The 19,214-nt window shown below is 51.8% G+C and carries 15 protein-coding genes; 8 read left to right on the top strand and 7 right to left on the bottom strand.

Going from position 1 to position 19,214, the window contains the following annotated elements; genetic code table 11:
• Nucleotides 1-243 precede the first annotated feature (243 nt).
• From B0920_RS03235 to B0920_RS03230, 3 genes are all read right to left on the bottom strand, one after another.
• Nucleotides 244-2,550 carry a bifunctional diguanylate cyclase/phosphodiesterase gene (locus B0920_RS03235; RefSeq protein ID WP_179119080.1) on the bottom strand — a complete coding sequence of 769 codons (2,307 nt, stop codon included), beginning with the start codon at nt 2,548-2,550 and terminating at the stop codon, nt 244-246.
• Nucleotides 2,551-2,607: 57 nt separating this feature from the next.
• Nucleotides 2,608-3,132, bottom strand: a complete 525-nt coding sequence (locus B0920_RS25395; protein WP_143745624.1) for a hypothetical protein — start codon at nt 3,130-3,132, stop codon at nt 2,608-2,610.
• Nucleotides 3,133-3,522: 390 nt separating this feature from the next.
• Nucleotides 3,523-5,202 (bottom strand): methyl-accepting chemotaxis protein, encoded by a 1,680-nt coding sequence (locus B0920_RS03230; RefSeq protein WP_078031134.1) that lies wholly within the window; start codon nt 5,200-5,202, stop codon nt 3,523-3,525.
• A gap of 744 nt (nt 5,203-5,946) precedes the next feature.
• On the opposite strand from B0920_RS03230, the gene B0920_RS03225 reads away from it, so the two are divergent.
• The 7 genes from B0920_RS03225 (at nt 5,947) to B0920_RS03200 (ending at nt 14,930) form a co-directional block, all read left to right on the top strand.
• The gene (locus tag B0920_RS03225) at nt 5,947-6,288 is read left to right on the top strand and encodes a TrfB-related DNA-binding protein (protein WP_179119079.1); all 342 of its coding nucleotides are present in this window, start codon (nt 5,947-5,949) and stop codon (nt 6,286-6,288) included.
• A gap of 260 nt (nt 6,289-6,548) precedes the next feature.
• Nucleotides 6,549-7,436 carry a hypothetical protein gene (locus B0920_RS25390; protein ID WP_143745623.1) on the top strand — a complete coding sequence of 296 codons (888 nt, stop codon included), beginning with the start codon at nt 6,549-6,551 and terminating at the stop codon, nt 7,434-7,436.
• A gap of 240 nt (nt 7,437-7,676) precedes the next feature.
• Nucleotides 7,677-10,124, top strand: a complete 2,448-nt coding sequence (locus tag B0920_RS03220) for a TonB-dependent siderophore receptor (protein ID WP_078031132.1) — start codon at nt 7,677-7,679, stop codon at nt 10,122-10,124.
• 261 nt (nt 10,125-10,385) lie between these two features.
• Nucleotides 10,386-11,198, top strand: a complete 813-nt coding sequence (locus tag B0920_RS03215; protein WP_078031131.1) for a class III extradiol ring-cleavage dioxygenase — start codon at nt 10,386-10,388, stop codon at nt 11,196-11,198.
• A 288-nt stretch (nt 11,199-11,486) separates the two neighbouring features.
• Nucleotides 11,487-12,410: a hypothetical protein gene (locus B0920_RS03210; protein ID WP_078031130.1), complete on the top strand. Its 924-nt coding sequence runs from the start codon at nt 11,487-11,489 to the stop codon at nt 12,408-12,410.
• Entirely contained in the window at nt 12,403-12,876 is a 474-nt protein-coding gene (locus B0920_RS03205) for a hypothetical protein (protein ID WP_078031129.1), read from the top strand. Before B0920_RS03210 ends, B0920_RS03205 begins: the two co-directional genes overlap by 8 nt.
• Nucleotides 12,873-14,930 (top strand): ATP-binding protein, encoded by a 2,058-nt coding sequence (locus B0920_RS03200; RefSeq protein ID WP_179119078.1) that lies wholly within the window; start codon nt 12,873-12,875, stop codon nt 14,928-14,930. The genes B0920_RS03205 and B0920_RS03200 overlap by 4 nt, the downstream gene beginning before the upstream one ends.
• 44 nt (nt 14,931-14,974) lie before the next feature.
• Here B0920_RS03200 and B0920_RS26505 read toward each other — a convergent pair whose 3' ends face one another.
• The 3 genes from B0920_RS26505 to B0920_RS03185 form a co-directional block, all read right to left on the bottom strand.
• Entirely contained in the window at nt 14,975-15,238 is a 264-nt protein-coding gene (locus B0920_RS26505) for a DCL family protein (RefSeq protein WP_373887890.1), read from the bottom strand.
• A gap of 219 nt (nt 15,239-15,457) precedes the next feature.
• Entirely contained in the window at nt 15,458-16,339 is an 882-nt protein-coding gene (locus B0920_RS03190) for a LysR family transcriptional regulator (RefSeq protein ID WP_078031126.1), read from the bottom strand.
• A gap of 17 nt (nt 16,340-16,356) precedes the next feature.
• Nucleotides 16,357-17,097, bottom strand: a complete 741-nt coding sequence (locus tag B0920_RS03185; RefSeq protein WP_078031125.1) for an SDR family NAD(P)-dependent oxidoreductase — start codon at nt 17,095-17,097, stop codon at nt 16,357-16,359.
• 565 nt (nt 17,098-17,662) lie between these two features.
• On the opposite strand from B0920_RS03185, the gene B0920_RS03180 reads away from it, so the two are divergent.
• Nucleotides 17,663-17,947, top strand: coding sequence for an H-NS family nucleoid-associated regulatory protein (locus tag B0920_RS03180; RefSeq protein WP_078031124.1), 285 nt, complete (start codon nt 17,663-17,665; stop codon nt 17,945-17,947).
• A 352-nt stretch (nt 17,948-18,299) separates the two neighbouring features.
• Here B0920_RS03180 and B0920_RS25385 read toward each other — a convergent pair whose 3' ends face one another.
• Nucleotides 18,300-19,211 (bottom strand): hypothetical protein, encoded by a 912-nt coding sequence (locus B0920_RS25385; RefSeq protein WP_143745622.1) that lies wholly within the window; start codon nt 19,209-19,211, stop codon nt 18,300-18,302.
• Nucleotides 19,212-19,214 lie beyond the last annotated feature (3 nt).

Genomic DNA, 19,214 nt, shown 5'->3' with positions numbered 1-19,214 from the left:
GCATTAACCTACCGAGATGACCTCACCAAGCGAGAACATGCCATCTGAGCTACCCTGTATCGATCCTTTTCCCAATTTAAGCGATCGGCTCAATTTTTCAAACCAGTAACGGTTTGAATACTACCACTTTACGCTTAGCCGGCTCACATACTTACGGCGAATTTCCCTTTGTTGACTGTGATAAGTATGTTGGAGGGGAGGACTGTAGAAAATAGAAAATCTTAAGCCTCAGATAGCGCAATATTATCGTAGGCACTCGATGCTCTTCTGAGTTGACAACATTCGCTTAAGTTCCGAAAATAGCACGGGTCTGGAAAATAAATATCCCTGCATGGCAGGGCTGCCATTCTGGATTAAATAGGACGCTTGGTCACATGTCTCGATCCCTTCTGCAACGACTTTAAGACCGAGGTTGTGCGCTAGCGCTAGTATAGATTGAACGATCGCTGTAATTTTCGGATCGACAGGCGTTTCGCAAATGAACGATTTGTCAATCTTAAGCTCTGTCAACGGCATCCTACTTAAGTACCCTAGATTGGAGTAGCCAGTCCCGAAATCGTCGATAGAGAATCTGATGCCTATTGCAGCAAGCTTATGCATGCGCTCAATAGTTTGCTCGATGTTATCGACCAGAAGACCTTCAGTTATTTCGAAGATCAAATTCGAGCCGGAGATGCCCTCTTCAGAAAGGATCGATGTAACGGCTTCGACGAACTGCGGGTCCCGAAATTGGCGGGGGCTGACATTTACCGACACGGGCTGCGGGAAGCCTGCTGCACGGAGCGCGACACATGCCCTGCAGGCAGTGCGCAGAACCCAATGACCGAGGTGGACAATAAGGCTTGACGCCTCTGCGATTGGAATGAAGATCTCAGGCGAAATTAATGAGCCATTGCTCCGGCGCCAACGCAATAAAGCTTCAACTCCGACGATCGCTTGCTCACTATCAACCTGCGGCTGGTAAACCAAATGTAGCTCATCATTGTTAAGAGCAGCGAGTAGTTCGCGCTCAATAGCCAAATTAGTCTCTGCTGCAGCAAGCATCTCAGGTACAAAAATTGCATATTTGTTCTTCCCATTCTTCTTTGCATGATACATCGCCGTGTCGGCCTCGCGAAGGAGATCTTGCACAGTCTTCTCGCTTGGCCCGGAAAACGCCAATCCAACACTACTGGAGGTGGTATTAGGGCGTCCTTCAAGTTCGAAGGGACGTCCCAATAACTCTACAATTCTTCGTGCCAGGTCAGTAGCCGTTGCTCGCACGTTTTCCAAGTTTGCGTCAACGGCCTCGACGAGCACAACGAACTCGTCGCCGCTGATTCGTGCAACTGTATCAGCTGGCCCGACTGTAGTCTTCAATGTTGCCGAAACATGCTTCAAAAGCGCATCTCCAACGGCGTGGCCGCTCGCGTCGTTAATTCGCTTGAAGTTATCGAGGTCTATGTACAGTACCGCGCCGTGACCGAAACCGCCTTGCGCTTTAGCCAACATTGTCGCTAACCTGTCCATCAATAGGCGTCGATTCGCGAGTCCGGTCAACACATCGAAAAACGCCAGTTTATGGACCGCATCCGAAGACCTGCGACGTTCGGTTATATCGCGACCCACGGCTACCCAGTGAGTGATCTCTTGACTGCGTTCGGCAAAAGGAACCAACTCAACGTCCACCCAAAACGATTCGCCCTTGCTATCGTAGACGATTAGCTCGGCGGTAGACGCGGACTGAGCCCTGGAAGCAATTTCGAATTGCGTGATGATCTCGGAGTCTGTATCTGGTCCTAGCATGATTCGCATGCTCTTGCCCAGAACGGCCTCCAGCGTATATCCCGTGCGCAGTTCAAACGCAGCATTTGCATATATTATGGTTTGAGAAGGCTCTGATCCGGCATTCACCTTCGTAATTAGAACCATATCATTCAGCGCGCTCATGGCGGCGGATGTCAACATCAAATCACGATTCAATGCTTGTTGAGCGATTTGGCCATCTTTTATCGATTTGGATGCTCGGCGAAAACGTTCCATGGACCGCGCAAGGCCGAAAATTAAGGCGCTGCATGCAAATGTTGTCAATGCACTTAGACAAGCGAAATTCAAAGTAGAGATAAACACGGCTGAATGGCTCGGCAAATCCCCTACTGGAAGGGATATCAATCCATTTAAGCCCAAAACAAGCAGGCTTGCTGAACTTAGAAAAAGCGTCCCTAAAGCATATCGTACCCCAAGAAGCACAGCAGCCATGATAGGCGGTGCTAGTAAGTAGCATAGACCTAATGGACCAATCTCCACGATCGAGCAGAACGCGACCACATAAAGCAGCCCGAGAAAACTCGTCACTCGCAACGTATAACTAAACTTTTTGCAATACCAAATTGCCAGGATCCAGCACAGCGCGACTGCATCCATTAACACGATTAATGGATATCCATAATAGATAGCAAACGCCGCGCTTGCAACGGACGAGATTGTCCCTAGCCAAACAACGGCCAATATCAAGGACGAAAAAACCTTGACTCGAAACGTATAAATGCGTTTTTGATCGTCAACGAGCAAGCGGGGTAATGAGTACATTGCAATAGTAAGAACGTTGATCGCCTACTTGAGCGCTGCTCAAGAGATCTTGGGAGAGGGTGACAAGAGCATATCAATATCAATTACGGGCATATTAATACCTCCAGATGTTACACGCTCGCACATAAAGGGGTAATCCGAAAACATCTTTTGATCGACGCGCTCAATCTTGCCGTAATCAATCATCAGCATTCCAAGCACCTCGTCCACTGAAATCGCGACTAGTCTCTTCTGAACTTTAGCGATTATAGCAACCGAAGCGATTGCTTTAGGTGAACCCGCTCTATTTCCTCGCCAATCAAGATGAGGGATTGGATGCCCGTGATACATTGCTACGTCGGCGTTTAGAAGTGCGTAATTTAGGCAACTATCAGAACCGTTGACCACTTCCACGATCCGGGCCATTTCAACACATAATACTTCGCCAAAAACTCTAACTTGCACCAAACTGACCTGCCCAATTAAGAGCTTGAGTATATTTCCACGCCGCATTGATCCTGGTTGCTCGTTCATTTCGGTCGCTTTTTTAAATACATCACAGACTCGTTTCAAAGAGGTCGACATGGATTTCGCCCTGAAACGTATCTCAATTCATCTGAGTTAGTCACCGTATTACCGATGTATGGAAACTTAAAGCTAACGATCGGCTTGCCACAGTTGGGGTCAGCATAAATTTCTTGACAACTGGACGGAAAAGCGATTGAGAAAAACCTTTCTGCTCGTGTGCCCAAGGTAGCGGGTGATGTACGGGGGAAAACTGTATGATCCGCTAGTTCAGTTGCAGCTGAGTAAAAGTGGGGAAGCATCGGATCACCTTATTCATATTGTTACGTCGATATGCCTATGTCTACGTTATCGGGGCAAGGAGCAGCCTGTCCAGTAAGGAAGGCATCGATTTCGCGGCGCGGTTTAGGCGATGGGAGGCGGTTGGCTGCTGCTGGCTCGATAGACGGATTAGGCCTGCCGCGCTAGATGAGAGAGGCCTGGACGCTTTAGCTCCAGTTGATGGTCAACGTTCGACTTGCTAAGAGCAACCTGCAAGCCCTGACGGTCAATCACAGGTCCACTAGCCACATTAAAAACACTCACGAGCTTTACCAAACTGCTCGCTTGCTGTTCTAACGAGACGGCTGCGGCTGCAGCTTCTTCAACAAGCGCGGCGTTCTGCTGCGTGACATCGTCCATCTGGCTGATTGCTCGATCGATATGATCAATGCCTTCGCCCTGTTCTTGGCCTGCGGCGGCGATTTCGCTCATGATGTCAGTAACTCTATTAACGCTACCAACGATTTCTTCCATTGTCACGCCTGCATCGTCCACCAGTCTCGTACCCAGCCGGACCTTGTCGACAGAATCATCGATTAGTGTCTTGATCTCTTTCGCGGCGCTAGCCGACCGTTGAGCCAGATTGCGAACTTCACCGGCTACAACTGCGAATCCACGCCCCTGTTCTCCAGCGCGAGCGGCCTCTACGGCAGCATTGAGGGCGAGAATATTAGTCTGGAATGCGATGCCATCGATGACGCCGATGATATCCACGATTTTTCTAGAAGATGCATTGATAGAACTCATCGTTTCAACGACTTCTGACACTACCTGCCCTCCTTTGCCTGCCACTTGAGCTGCTGAGATCGCAAGTTGATTTGCTTGACGAGCGTTCTCGCCGTTTCGGCGAACGGAGCCAGTGATTTGCTCCATCGAGGCGATTGTCTGCGCCAGCGCGCTAGCTTGCGCTTCCGTACGACGAGCCAAGTCATCATTTCCAGCTGAGATCTGGTGGGCCGCAGTGGCAATCGAATCAGTGCTAGTTCGGACGTCCTGCACTATGTGGGCGAGATTGTTGTCCATTTCAGCAAGTGCCTTCAGAAGTTGGCCAATTTCGTTATCCGATTCGACTTGTAATGGTCGTCCAATGTCACCGCTCGCGACACGACGTGCAATCGCAATTGCCTTTTCAAGCGGAATATGAATGCCACGTATCAAAATAAAACGACCGGCGACTGCTAGAAAAGCTGCAAATATGACCGTTGCAATGATCAGGTTAGTCGTTGACCCTATCGCTTTCGCAACTGCGGCATCGTCCTTCTTCTGTTGTTCCGTCAGGTACTCCGAGAGGCTTTCGAGCGATGCATCGGAAACCCTATAGCCGGGGTTGATCCTCTTAATTAAAACATTTTGAGCCTCATCCCAATCACCCCGCTGAATAGCAAGCTTTGCGTCGCTTATACCTAGAACGCCAAGATTGCCGCTAGTCGCAAACCACGCTTCGGCAAGAGATCGTTCCTCGGCCGAGTTGCTATTTTTGTAGTACAGAGCCCAAAGTCTTTTGATTTCTGATGTAGTGTCATCAATGATTTTATAGTGAACCTCCACCGGGTGGTCATGCATTTTATGCCACTCCATCGCCGGGTTATGTTGCAACGTCTGGAGGATCTGACTTCGGTTCACTTCCATCTTAAATCGGATTCGCTCCGCTCCGGCACGAACTTCCATATCTCTCATGGAAGTAGTTTTCAATGCGGTAGTTGCTTCTCGTACGCTAAAGAGCCCAATGCAGCCGATCCCTACTAGCACCATTAGGAGCAAGCCCAGCGTGAAAGTGATAAGCGTTTTAACTTTTATATCTTTTAACATAGGAGCGGATTCGCCGAAGGGTTATGTCAACCAATTCTGTTTGCAGAAAATCGTTGAAAATCTTCGCAATGGAATATGTCAACCTGTTTTAGTTGCAGAACGATTTTTGATCTGATCGGCGGATTATACGCAGCTATATTTACTGGGGGCAATATGGGTGCAAATACACAACAGTCAGGTATTTTTAAAAAATAACAGATTCGCTCAAATATCAGTGTGATTGACGAGACTTGAAGTTGCATAAATAGCACCTTCTTTGTAAGGGGGAAGCGTCGTGTCGACGCCTCAGCTATAGCTACACGCGGGGAGGACACAAACAAACTGACCGCCCACGTTGCATAAAACCTAGATATTTTTTAATACACCTATAACGGTACCTCATGGATTTGCGTAAGCGTTTGCATCGCCTAGACGCCACAGCGTTTGCGGCTACAAATAGTAGCGGTCGCATCTGACTCAAATTCCGAGGCTGACGGCCCGTAGATCGCTGCGACGCGCCGAGAACAGACGTTTAGAATTAGTTATCCGACAACGATAAACACTGGTCGTTGCTCTTTTTGCGACACAGCTTGTCGATATATGGACTAACCTCGCATCCAGCAACTTGGTAAGATTGCCAAGGAGCACGCCGATTGGCTTGCTGGATATGTTCACTTATTCAGGGCGATATAAGTGTGATCGTCATCCCACTGACCGTCGAATATTCTTGCCACAGTTTCGATGCCAAAAACGTTTCATAGACGCATGTCCGCCGCCGAGTTCGAAGCGTGCATCCCATTTTTGCAGCAATTGTCCGAGAAGCGCATTGCCGCAGCACGTGCGGTGCTAGTCGATGGTGAGAAACCTGTAATCGTCGCCTTGCGATATCAATGGAGCCGGCAGGCAGTGAATATGTGCGTCAATAGGCTTTGGGAAACCTTTGAAAACTATAAGGCGGCCAAGGTGCGTGAATTTGAGGCGAACCTCATCAAATTACCTGAAGGGTGGGAAGTCGCGACATTAGCGGCACCAAAGCATGTGCTCCAAAAGCTAAGAGTGGAGGTTGAAGCCGCTAGAACGCCGATAGATGGCATTGAAGAGCAATAACTAGATACTGAAAATTTGAACTTCCTTTCTGGGCTGCAGCTGTGGAAGATTCTTGGCATGACGTCGCCATGCACGTAGCACCTTCGAAAACATTTAATCACTTTTGACTTTCTTACCTAACCATTGTAGACGGACTCTCCATGCATCCACCCGCCAGCGTGTTCGGAATCTGCATCCCCAGGCACGACATTTCGATAGCCGTAGTCTATTTTTCCCAACATTGACGTGCTAATACGACATGTCTTCACCACATAACAATAATGCACATTCGTCCACTTCGTAAAAACAGATCTGCTTCAACCTTAAGGAAAAATATCAGCGACCCGGCAAAAACAAAAGAGCGAGGACTTCGAGATTACGTGATTGCGATAGCTGCAGTTCTTTCGCTATTGGCAACGTTTTTGACATTAGCGGGATTTGGCGCTTCGTTAGCAGTCGAGCAATTCGGCATTCCGCATGCGGCGCTTTTTGGATCGACTCTTGACTTGCTGGATCTGTCGTGCTGGGTAGTTCTTTTCTTGTTTGAAAAAGTAAATGAGGTTGCGCTTTATGATGAGTATATGCGGCTTCTACCAGGCCTGTTTCCTGGTATAGCCGTGACGTATGGAATCTTTGTCGTTGGCCTGGGATGTTATTTTCTTAAGGATCATAAGCTCTTACAGCGCTGGCGCATGCCTAAGTGGATGAAGAATCGACGTGAAAATACGGGTAAGTCTTTCTTGGCATGGGCAATCGCATCAGGACTGCTGAGTATTGTCTTCTGGTTGCTTTTGCCTGTAATCGCAATCGCAATGGCTGCATTCCTTATCATCTCGTCGACTGCGTTGCTAACCGCCCCATTCATAGGATATGCGGCAGGCAATCTCCATATCGCTCGATATGTAGTGGGACCAGCGCAATGTGAACAAATTCAGACACGTTCAGTTAGATTGAAAAATGCAAATGACGGGACAAACGATCAAAAGACGTCGAAAAATCCTACTTATCACGCCAGCTGCGTCGTTGTGAGGAATGAACGTAATCTTTACGAACAAGGACGTGTCGTGCTCTCCACGACTACAGCCATCTTCCTTTACGATCCGATTTCTGGCAGGACCGTGCGCGTTCCGCTTAAAGACGCCGTGATTGAGTCGGTCGATAAACTTTAGAAACTGGACGCCTTATTTTATGGGCTGCGAGCGATCGCACCCAACATGTTGTGGGCGAGGTGATGAGGCGGATGTAACTAAATATGTTAATAATGCGATTATCTTAACGCTGACTTGAACTGTCACAATATCGCGGAGTTCGAATCCGCTGGAACCAACGGATCGGATCAAGATAGACATACTTTCTGTTGTGAAAAGCGGAGCAATTCCGTTTCAATAAGAATTTAAGGAGGAGACAAAATGGGTAATTACCCGAAAAGCCAGACAGTCCTAGCAACTGCTCTTGTATCTGCCATGACGTCGGCACTCGCACAGAACGCCACAACTGATCAAGATCAAACAGTGACAGCCACAGTGCCATCGACCGTTGTCGTTTTAGGCTCGCGTACACAAGCTAAGACCGCGCTCGACACCGCCGTGCCGGTTGGTCTTATCAGTGCGAAAGACCTTCAGTCCGCAGGCTCGCTTGAGCTCGGCAAGGTTTTGCAGGACCTCGACCCATCATTTAACTTCACGACAACGTTCATCAGTGACGGCACCGATATCATTCGCCCGGCCACGTTGCGTGGACTTGGACCTGACCAGCTCCTGGTATTGGTGAACGGTAAACGGCGTCACCAGCAGGCATTGGTCAACGTTCAGCAGACCGTCGGACGCGGATCTGCTGGCACCGACATTAACGCAATTCCTTTATCCGCCATTCAATCGATCGAAGTGCTGCGTGATGGCGCCGCCGCACAGTACGGCTCGGACGCGATCGCAGGAGTGATCAACATCGTACTGAAGAAGGGCATTACTGATACTCAGCTTAGCGCCAGCGTTGGCAGCACAAGCGAGGGCGACGGTGATACCTATACCGCGAGCGCTCATAAAGGATTCGCGCTTGGCACTGATGGCGGATACCTGAACCTGTCAGTCGAGGGCCGGCGCCGGAATGAAACAAATCGCGCGGGTCCCGACTCATTGCGCGTCGATCCTCCACGTGTTACCCAACGGATCGGCGACAGCTTAGCCAAGGACGCGTACCTTTGGTTAAACGCCGCGCTGCCGGTCGCCGGGGGCGAGCTGTACACCTTCGGCGGTGCTTCGAAGCGAAAAGGCGATTCTTCAGGCTTCTTCCGCTCGGCAGGCGACGCTCGCAATGTCCCGGCGGTGTACCCGAATGGCTTCTTGCCCAACATTATCACCACTGTCAAGGATGCCTCATTAGGAGTAGGCTACAAGCACGACCTCAGCGGCGACTGGAGCGTTGACCTGAGCGTCAACCACGGCCGCAGCGAGCTTGGCTTTCACGAACGCAACTCGATTAACGTCAGCTACTACTATGAGAACGGCAGCTCGCCGCTCGAGGCCGACACAGGCAAGCTCAAGTTCGACCAGACGACCCTCAACCTCGACTTCAAGGGTTCAGTCGACCTTGGCGGAGCTCCGCTCTATATCGGTACGGGGTTCGAATGGCGCCAAGATAACTACCAAATCCTAGCCGGCGACCCAGTTTCGTACCAGTACGGACGCACCAACGACCCGCGCAAAATTATTCGCGACCAGCTAGGTGGAATCGCGGCTTCTGGCATTCAAGGTTTTCCGGGCTACACTCCAGGCACCGAGGTGGACGACGGCCGCCATAACACTGCCTATTACATCGACCTCGAGCGCAAGGTAGGCGATCTGCTGTCCTTCGGCGCGGCCGTACGTCATGAGCGGTATTCAGACTTTGGTAATACGACGATTGGTAAGCTGAGCCTGCGTTACGACCCATCACGCACGATAGGTCTGCGCGCCAGCGCGTCGACGGGCTTTCGCGCCCCAGGCGTGCAGCAAAAATTCTACAGTTCCGTATCGACCAATCTAAACGCCGCAGGCGTACTAACCGAAACTCTGACCGCGCGAGAGAATAGCGCCGTCACGCGTGCCTTCGGCATCGCCCCATTAAAAGAAGAAACCTCAAAAAGCGCCAGCATCGGCATGATCTTGCGCCCGACCAGTAACTTCTCCGTGACCGCTGACCTGTATCGCACCAATATCGATGACCGCATCGTGTTCTCGTCGAACATCGCGCCAGAATCGGGAGCTTGTGCAACAGCCTCCGCCTGCCCGATTAAAGCCATCCTTGATCCGCTGCGCGTGGGCCAGGCACAGTTCTTCACTAACGCGATCGACACGTCGACTACCGGCTTTGACCTAGTAGCCCAGCACACGACGCGCGGCCAAGGCTCGACTCTAGTGCTGTCGGGTCAGTTGGGCTTCAACCGTACGGAAGTCAAGGACCGCCGCTCGCAATCGCCGGTCCTTAGCGGCGCCCAGCTGTTCGACGACACTCAGGTGACTCTGATCGAAAAGGGGCAGCCACGCCAGCACCATGTAGTCGCCGCCGACTATACGGTTGGACAATGGAACACTACTGCGCGCGCCAACTATTTCGGCGAAGTTGAAGGTCAGGGCTTCACGCCAGGATTCATCCAAACTTGGGAAGCGAAATGGATTGTCGATGTAACTGGTCGCTACAACTTCACTAAGAAGCTCAGCCTCTCGGCCGGTGTCAACAACCTGTTCGATACCTACCCTACCAAATGGGACCCCGTTAAAGCCGCCCCCTTCCCGCAGTTGGGCTTCACTTATTGCTGGGAGACATGCCCGTTCGGCATCAATGGACGCTCGTTCTACGCGAAGGTTGACTACGCGTTTTAGTTCAGAACCGCCACAACCGGTGGTTCCATTGGCTGACGTTCCAAGCACTTAGGACTGGAGGCAGCTCAGCATCCAACGCTGCTTCCGCCACTCAGGCCGGTGACAAACCAAGACTATGACGATACACGACATGTGGCTACTGGAGAATTGCGAAGCAGTGCTGGTCAGCACGGTGCCTGAGTTCACGTTTAATCATGTTCCGTAATGTTATGTGCTGTACGAGCATCTAATCCATGAGCTTACATATGCAAAGGAGATAACATGAGCAGACTCCCTACTTACTTTGTATCACACGGAGGTGGTCCATGGCCATGGATGAAAGAGGAATCCCATGGAGCCTTCGACCGTCTCGAGGCCTCCCTGCATGAGCTAGCGAGGTCGCTTCCCTCGCGGCCTAAAGCAGTGCTGGTTGTAACTGGCCATTGGGAAGAACAGGTCTTTACAGTCTCATCGGGAGCTTCTCCTGGGATGATCTATGACTATTCAGGATTCCCTGCACATACCTACAAAATCAAGTACCCGGCACCTGGAGACGAAAGATTAGCGCGGCGAATCGAAGCTGTCCTGCAGCAGGCCCACATCCCGTGCTCTCTCGATCCTGAGCGAGGTTTCGATCATGGAACTTTCACGGTGATGTACCCGGCGTTTCCCGAAGCGAAGATTCCAGTAGTTCAGTTATCGTTACGTCGAGATTTCGATCCGAAAGCGCATCTCGAGTTAGGACGAGCCCTTGCGTCACTACGTGACGAGGGAGTGCTCATCATTGGAAGTGGCCTTAGCTTTCATAATTTGCGCATGTTCAATTCGACCGCTACAACGCCATCAAGGGCATTTGATAGTTGGCTGCAGCATGTACTAACTCAGGCCGCCCCTCATGAGCGTATGCAAAAACTAATACGTTGGGAAGAGGCTCCGTCAGCACGTATAGCGCACCCTCGAGAAGACCATTTGCTCCCGCTCATGGTAGTCGTAGGCGCGGCGATGGATGACCCAGGCGAGTGTGTGTATAGAGAGGACTTTCTAGGGTCCATCGCGGTATCAAGTTTCAGGTTTTGCGCTGAGAGCAATACCTGACACTTCCGTTGACATCAACAGTCTTCCGACTTAGCAAATCTGAATAACAGTTTACATACTGGCTTCTTTACAAGAGACAATCTGTATCGGACAATGTATGAAAATTACTCATCGCGCGGTAAGTTTATGCAACTTTTTCAGCGATTGTGACTTAGGAGGGCCGCTTGCGTCCAGGTTTGACCATTTCAGGCGGTACTCGCCAGATTACGTCTCCATTGCTTTTCTCAAAGCGGTGGTCGTCGGCATATCCATGCCGGATCGCGGCTAAGCGCTAGCTACAACGCCATCGTGTTTCAAACTACTTATGGCGCGTTCGACGGGAACAGTTGGGAACGGCTGTGTCAGCTAGTCTTTAAGCGCAAGTTCAACAATGATGGCTTCACCCACATCCCCGCTACTCCCGGCGATTATGGCTTAGAAGGCTTTACCAAGACCACAGGCTGGGGGTATCAGTGCTACTGCCCTGAAAAGGTCTACCCTCCGAAAGAGCTCTATGAGAAGCAGCGGGACAAGATTACGACAGACCTAAAGAAACTTCAAACCAACGAAGTCGACCTAGAGAAGGTTTTGGGTGCGACCAAGCTACGGCGCTGGCACTTAGTGACCCCGATCATCGCCCATAACGACCTCATCAAGCATGCCCAGATTAAGGAGGCCGAGGTCCGCAAATGGAACCTGTCAATCTTGGCGCCTGATTTCCAGGTGCTGGTGCATGACGCCGATCACTACGCGACTGAGATCCAGGAGATGAAGCTTGCCGTAGGCCAGGCGCTCGATTTCGGTGGAGTGCCAACCGTCTTGCCGGAGCTGACCGATGTCTCTGAGATGTACGAGAAGAACGTTATGCGCAAGACGCGAAAGCGACTTGCGAGTTCCTCGGCGGATACACTGGAGGGCAAGGTTGCGCGCCTATATACGAAAACCCTGCGCGAGTTCCTCGACCACGGTTCCCACCTCAAGCGGATTAACGACACAGCGCCTACCGTCCATTCGCGGCTAGCGCGGCTCATCAACGGTTACGAAGCGGACATCGGCGAAACTTGCGACACTTGGGTGGGCACACCCCAGGAGTTGACCGAGAAAATCCGGGATGGCCTGACAGAGCGGATCATCAAGGAACTCGCACCCGCTATCGACCTGACGGGCGCGGCTCAGATCGCGCGCCTTATCGTCGCAAGGTGGATTGCGGTTTGCGAGGTTGACTATGACTAAAGCTGCCGATGACGCCCCTCCACGTCTGCGTTTCGTCCGGCGACCATCTCCGGTGTTGGTCGAGCATCGGCCGCTTTACAAGATTTCACAACTGCTTCTAGTTCTTCAGATGTTGTCTCGCGGCGGGAAGTCGACGTTGCCGCGCCTGCATCTATTCAACTGGGCGCTGAAGAGTACCGACCGCATTCAGAAGCTTGTTGACGCCGCAAATGCTAAAAAACTGAGTATGACAGCGTGGGGTTTCGACCCCGCCCTCGCTATCGCCATTCGTTTTGCCGTGGCAGAGAGTTTGATCGAGGTCACCTCGACCGGATACCAGTTGACCGAAAAAGGCCGAGGTTTCATTACCGAAGTGCTTAAGGATGCTGACGTCTTTGCACCCGAGCGCAGACTTCTGATAAAAGTCGGTAAGGACATCACTGAAGGCATGGTTGAGAAAGTTGCGAAGGGATGGGAGTCGGCATGAAGATTAGAGGAGTGAAGCTGAGAATCACCACAGAACAGGGAGAGTTTGGGTATAAATTTGAATTCAGCCGTGGCTTGACTGTCATTCGTGGCAGCAACTCGAGCGGCAAGAGCACGTTCTACAATACATTGATTTACGGCTTGGGCATGGAAGAGATCATCGGCGGCAAGGGCGAAAAGATGCTGCCCTACGCGGTCAAAGAGTATTTCGTGCAAGGCGATAAACGTATCACGGTTGAGAGCTCCGAGGTTTTTGTCGAGCTGGAGAGCGCTTCTGGGCGCAGCGTTACGTTACGTCGCGCAATCCGCGATTCCGTGCGCCAGTCAAAGCTAATGGAAGTTTTCGAGGGCGCCCACATTACGGAAGGTACCGAACTCGGTACGCCACGGCCGACCTACCTTTTTGACCCCGGCAGCGCTCAGAAGCAGGAAGGGTATTTCCAGTTTCTAGAAGAATTCATGGGCTACCAACTGCCTCAGGTTCCTACGACGAACGGCGGCATGGCCAAGCTGTATCTGCAGACAATATTTGCCGCGCTCGCAGTGGAGCAGAAGCGCGGTTGGACCGACTACATCGCCAATATTCCCTTTTTCGGAATTCGGGACGCACGGATTAGGGTCACCGAGTTCCTGCTAGGTCTGGGAGTGTTTGAGCGACAGGCGAAACGAGCAGCGCTTGATGCTGACTCGATTGCGATTAACTCGGACTGGCGTAAGGCATACGACACTTTACGACAAGCCGCAGCGACAAACGGTATCGTTGTTGAGGGCCTATCTGCCACGCCGGTCTCGACGTTCGACCCAACGACTGTCCTGCTTGTGAAGTCCGATGGCAAGACCAAGACCACCATGTCAGACCAAATTAGCAATCTTCGCTCCGAACACAACGCGCTGGGAACGAAAGCAGAGGCATACGTCAAAGCTTCCGGAGCAGAGGCTCTCCAAGAGCTTGAGGTTGCCTCCTCTGAACTCCAACGCCTCAGTGTTCTGCACGAACGTGCGACCACGAATCTAACGCTACAAAAGGCTGCACTGGACGACCTGCACTGCCTTCTCGCCGAAGCTAATGAAGATCTGGAACGGAACAAGACGGCTATGAAGCTGCGGAATCTTGGCGCTCAGATGGAAATCTCGATCGCAACGGACCACTGCCCTACCTGCCATCAAGCAGTCGACGATACGTTGATGCTCGGCATCGTGACGGGTCCACAGATGGACCTGGACACCAACATCAGCTATCTCGACAGTCAGCGGAAGATGCTGCAGAGCCAGATTAACGGAGCGACAGAGGAAATTCGTCAGTCCGAAGTTGCCGTCGCCGACGTAGCTGCTCGTTTGGCGGCAACTCATGACTACCGCAACTCGCTGCGCGGCGACATGAGCACTGGCGTGGCGGAATCTCGTGCCATCGTCCGGCGACAGATTCAGATCGAACTTGCGCTATCGAACTTGCAAGCATTCAACGAGCAGGCTGCAGCCCTCTTAATTACCTTCGGAGAGATTGCGGAGCGTCTTGCCGCGAACCAAACTGACAGGAGAGCGCTTCCTAGAGATGCCTACAGCAATGCTGACGCGTCGAGAATTTCGCTCTTTGAGAAGAACTTCAGAGGCAACGCAAGTTCGTTCGGATATGAGAGTGCGGAGATTACTGACATCCGTATCAGCTTAGACACGCTGACACCTGTGCTCTCGGAGCTCGAGTTGCGCGAGATTATTCGCCCGAAGGTGCAGACCAGCCTTACTGCAGACTCAAGCGCGAGCGACTTCGTTCGCCTCATTTGGAGCTACCTGCTGGCCTTGTACCAAACGTCTGCGACCCGCGGGTTCGAAGGACAGCACCCTGGGCTTCTCCTGATGGATGAGCCTGGTCAGCATTCGATGCGTTCAGCAAGTCAGCGTGCGCTGCTTCAGTTGCTGATCGCGCAGCGCGGCCTTCAGACAATCGTTGCAGCATCATTTGATGAGAACGAGTCAGTGTTCAAGGAAGCAACCAATGGACTGGAGTTCCAGCTGATCCAGTGGGAAGGCAAGGTCATACAACCTCTGGTCGGATGAGCGAACTGATCCGCAAAACGCCTTAGCCGGGACAGTTCTTGGTATTATGTCGCCTGCTCACTGGCGACATTCAGTGCCCGCCGAGTGCTGAAGTCGATGCTGGTTCCATCGGTACGCACGACGAAAAAGCAAGAGGTATGGCCTGGATGATCCTGATCCCTGCGTCGCTCAAAGTGCGACAAACCTGAGCCAGCCTTACTCAGCTTCCCAACGTCCAGGATTGAGTCATATACCTCCAGCAAAGACGCCAAGTCACTGTGATCCGTCGCATCAGAAACTCGCGAACCATCTCGGTATCGGGCAAGCATCGCTTTAAAGTGGTCAATGGCGTCGCCCTTCGTAGACCAAGTCCGCCCGTTAGGAAGGTTGATAATCTTTGCTTTTCCCATGAGTTCCCCAAAACAACTGATGGCCTGCAGTATCGCGAGTCCTCCGTCTGCAGGCGACAAGTTGTAGCTGGTTCAAGTTAGTCGGGCAAGCGCTTCTCAGCCCTTACCGTACATTAACATCAACCAAACGAACTTCCGTCAGTTGTTTTGTTCCTTGTCGCCAAAGCGGGATAACATCATTTCCGTTAGTACGTGGATTTTACGTGTGGAGTGTTGGCTTGGTGATCGCACAACATAGATTCCAGAAGGTTGCGGAGGATAGCTTTCCATGACCGACACAAGCGCGCCAGTGGCGAGCTGATCAGCGATGACCCAATCAGCAAGATATGCCAGTCCTAGTCCCGCAACAGCAGCCGTTAGCAACGCGACAGGATTATCAGCCTTGAAATTCCCTTGAGGATGAGCCGTGATTACCGTGTCGCCGTCTAGGAATCTCCAGATTTCCGTTCCTTGCATCAAACACTGATGATGAGCAACTTCCTTGGGCGTTTCGGGTGTGCCAAACGCCTCGATATAACTTGGACTTGCCACCAACTTACCTTCGATACTTCCGACTCGCCTTGCCTTTAGGTTGGAATTTTGCAGGTGACCAGTTCGAATGGCGCAGTCAAAACCTTCGCCGATGAGGTCGACCACTCGATCGCTGTAGCTTGCCTGGATTCGCAGAAGCGGATGAGAACGCGCCATTTCCGCGAGCAATGGGCCTATCTGTGCGGGCCCAAACGAAATTGGCACCGCAACGCGGAATCTGCCGCGAAGAGCGCCTGAGGGTAGGAGGCTTTCTTTTGCCGTGTCAAATTCCACTAGGATCCGTCCAGCGTATTCGCGGAACGTTGCCCCCGCTTCCGTCAGAGCTGCTCCCCGCGTCGTCCGTGCAAGGAGCTGGACGCCAAGTTCCGTTTCCAATTTGGAAAGCCTACGGCTTACGATAGATTTCGACATTCCGGACCGAAGCGCGGCGGCAGAAATGCCGCCAGCGTCGGCAACGTCGACGAAAGTTCGAACGTCTTCAATATCCAAAATCGTTCCTTCTGCTATCAGGCGATAGCACCCCCATCCGCTACAAGGATAGCACCTGTGATGACACTAGCAGCAGGACTAGCCAAAAACACTACTGCATTTGCTACCTCTTCTGGCTCACCAAAACGCCCGAGAGCGGTCATCCCACGTTGGAAATCGGCAGCGGGGCCGTCAGCGGGATTTGCATCAGTGTTGGTTGAACCAGGCAGTACGATATTCACATTTATCCCCTGTGGACCAAGCTCGCGCGCGAGCCCTCTGGTGAACGAGAGTAGCGCGGCTTTGGACATTGCATACGCTGTAACACCTGGGAATGGTACTCGCTCTGCCAAGCCTGAACCAATCGATACAATTCGTCCGCCAGCGCGCATGTGTGGGATCACTGCCTTGGCATACAACACTGGGCCGCGAACATTGATATCCATCAGGCTCTGATAGTCGTCGATGTTGATATCGGCAATTGCCCCGTTGAGACCGACGCCTGCGCTGTTAACGAGGATATCAATACCACCCAGTGCGGCGACCGCCTCGTCAACGGATCGGGTGATTGCCCTCGGGTCGGCGCTATCCGCCGAAATCGCAACTGCGCGGCGTCCTAGGCCCTCGATCGCGGCGGCTGTTGCTTTGGCCTTTCCGCTATCCTTCCGGTATGTGAATGCGACGTCTGCTCCATTTTTCGCAAGTGTCAGTGCAATCGCCGCACCGATACCTCGTGAACCACCTGTTACTAAAGCTCGCTTTCCTTGCAGGTCAATCATTTCGCTATCTTTCCTTTATCGTAGTGCAGCTCAAGTCGGATGAACGAAGGTGTCATCCAACAGTAGGAGCATCGTACCGTCCGCGAGGCCGGGATCCTAGACGGTCGATTCACTAAACTGTGTTGCGTTAAGCAGAACGGAGCTGCAACATCCTGACTCGACAGAGCAGCTGGTAGTGCGCACGGTCTTGGTCGCTCGCACAACATCACCTCGGCCATGATCTTCTCGGCGCCGACGCAAGATTTCGTCATCAGTCTTGGAGATTTGACCGGAATTATGTAGGGCACTCGGGTACGCCATAGATGAGTCTTGATGGCAACCTTTGGAATGATAAATATAAGGTAACCGAGCAATGCCGGTCGCTCAGTGGATTGACTGCTTAGTGAACAAGCGACATGTACTCTTAACTTTACGCCTATTTTGCGTAGGCTGATGGGTGTTGTTTATTGGAAGCGCAGACAACTTTGGAGAAAAGACATCTAGTGTATGTAGCGAGGTTGCAAACTAACGTCTCAACGCCCACAGATTATGGTAAATTTAGCTTTTCACACTATAACTCGCCATCATGACTACATATCAAGAGTATCAGAATCAGATTGCAGAACTCAAAGCGCTGGCTGAGAAAGCCCGTCAGGACGAGATCGCTAATGCACGCAGCCAGGTTCGTCAGCTGATGCACGAATACTCGCTGTCTCCAGAAGACCTCTTCGAGGACAAGAAAAAATCGAAAAAAATTGGGACGGTTGAAGCGCGTTATCGTGACCCCAAGTCTGGTGCAACTTGGACTGGACGCGGTCGTGCCCCGCGTTGGCTAAATGGGCGCAACAAGGAAGAGTTCGTAATCAAGTAACTAAACCACTATTTAGTTACTTGTGAGCCATGGCATGCGATTTTAAAATTTAGCTCTTCTGCCCCGAAAGCAACCCGCGCCGCGTTCACTACCCCAGAACGCCTTCAGTAGGTAGTTACCCTATGTCGTGCGTAAGGTTCGCTGCGTTTGCGTTCATGGTTCCCAAACACCGCGCTAGTCCTAGAGTTCGCTATTTGCGCGCCACTGGCTTATCAGTGTGTTCAGACTCTCGGATTTCCTCGCTAGTGCGCAATTATTCTGTACGCGCCTTCTGAGCAACGTTCAGTTGTAAACTGGCCGGGCCGTCATCATGCGGCCCAGCAAACCTTAGTTCCACACCGTTCACTTGATGCTAAAAGGGCGGCAGTCCTTGAGCTTTGCGCCACTGCTCCAAATGGTTTTCGAACTCCTCGATGTAAGCCGCAGCCATCGCACTAAATGGCTGGCTTAGGTCAGCATGGTGCGTTAGGGATTCCACATCTTTGACTATCACCTCAAGCATTTCTAACGACCCGTTCCATTTGTTCATTCGATCGATGATCAAGTCTCGCCTATACTTCAAGATCTTAAGAGTCGACACGCGATCTAGGACCAAGGCCGCACGATTGAGTGCGCACGTTTCAATCGTGTACTTCCCATAGATACTGGCGCCGTTTGGACCAACGGTTGGCTCGATAAGTGGAAGGTCGGTGGAAAAATTCCATCGCAACTCCCCTTTCGGATCCTGTTCGCATGGATTGATCAGCAACGGATCTTCAAGCTGAAGCAGGCAGGTATGGCCGACTGCACGAGTTCCGCGGATGGAGAATTTCATAGCCTTGCCATACAGGTGTTTCGGCGTCGTGCTCATCAGGCTCTCGACTTCAGCTAAGCTCATCGACGGTGACACGATGTGTTGCTTTAGACTTTTGTTACAGTCGCGGCAGGTGGGGAGCAAATTGTTCCAGTCATGAGCCAACCACCAGTAACCTGGATGCAAAGCCCCGTCAACTCCTCCTTTCGGGCGATAGTGCTCCACTTCTCGCGATCCATTTCCAAAGATTTTGCTCTCGCAGTAAGCACAGTTGCCGCCGGATAAAAGTCTAAGCGCGCCCTTGACATCATTACCCTTGTATTGAGAGAACTTATATGAAACATGGGTTTTTTGCCAAGGGATCCGAGCGCCGTAATAGACCGCTGCCGCCGCCTTTTCCGAGCTAACGGCGACGCTAGGTGCATCCAGGGATGTAGGTGCCGGTACCTTATCTCTTTCTAGCTTCCGCATCGG

The organism is Massilia sp. KIM, assembly GCF_002007115.1.
Classification (GTDB): domain Bacteria; phylum Pseudomonadota; class Gammaproteobacteria; order Burkholderiales; family Burkholderiaceae_D; genus Telluria.
This window is presented reverse-complemented; position numbering and strand designations above follow the sequence as displayed.

Bases quoted from the DNA above. Each gene is read 5' to 3' on its own strand.
- B0920_RS03185 (WP_078031125.1), bottom strand. From the start codon at position 17,097: ATGATTGACCTGCAAGGAAAGCGAGCTTTAGTAACAGGTGGTTCACGA.
- B0920_RS03215 (WP_078031131.1), top strand. From the start codon at position 10,386: ATGAGCAGACTCCCTACTTACTTTGTATCACACGGAGGTGGTCCATGG.
- B0920_RS25385 (WP_143745622.1), bottom strand. From the start codon at position 19,211: ATGCGGAAGCTAGAAAGAGATAAGGTACCGGCACCTACATCCCTGGAT.
- B0920_RS03180 (WP_078031124.1), top strand. From the start codon at position 17,663: ATGACTACATATCAAGAGTATCAGAATCAGATTGCAGAACTCAAAGCG.
- B0920_RS26505 (WP_373887890.1), bottom strand. From the start codon at position 15,238: ATGCTTGCCCGATACCGAGATGGTTCGCGAGTTTCTGATGCGACGGAT.
- B0920_RS25390 (WP_143745623.1), top strand. From the start codon at position 6,549: ATGCACATTCGTCCACTTCGTAAAAACAGATCTGCTTCAACCTTAAGG.
- B0920_RS03205 (WP_078031129.1), top strand. From the start codon at position 12,403: ATGACTAAAGCTGCCGATGACGCCCCTCCACGTCTGCGTTTCGTCCGG.
- B0920_RS03230 (WP_078031134.1), bottom strand. From the start codon at position 5,202: ATGTTAAAAGATATAAAAGTTAAAACGCTTATCACTTTCACGCTGGGC.
- B0920_RS03225 (WP_179119079.1), top strand. From the start codon at position 5,947: ATGTCCGCCGCCGAGTTCGAAGCGTGCATCCCATTTTTGCAGCAATTG.
- B0920_RS03220 (WP_078031132.1), top strand. From the start codon at position 7,677: ATGGGTAATTACCCGAAAAGCCAGACAGTCCTAGCAACTGCTCTTGTA.
- B0920_RS25395 (WP_143745624.1), bottom strand. From the start codon at position 3,132: ATGTCGACCTCTTTGAAACGAGTCTGTGATGTATTTAAAAAAGCGACC.
- B0920_RS03200 (WP_179119078.1), top strand. From the start codon at position 12,873: ATGAAGATTAGAGGAGTGAAGCTGAGAATCACCACAGAACAGGGAGAG.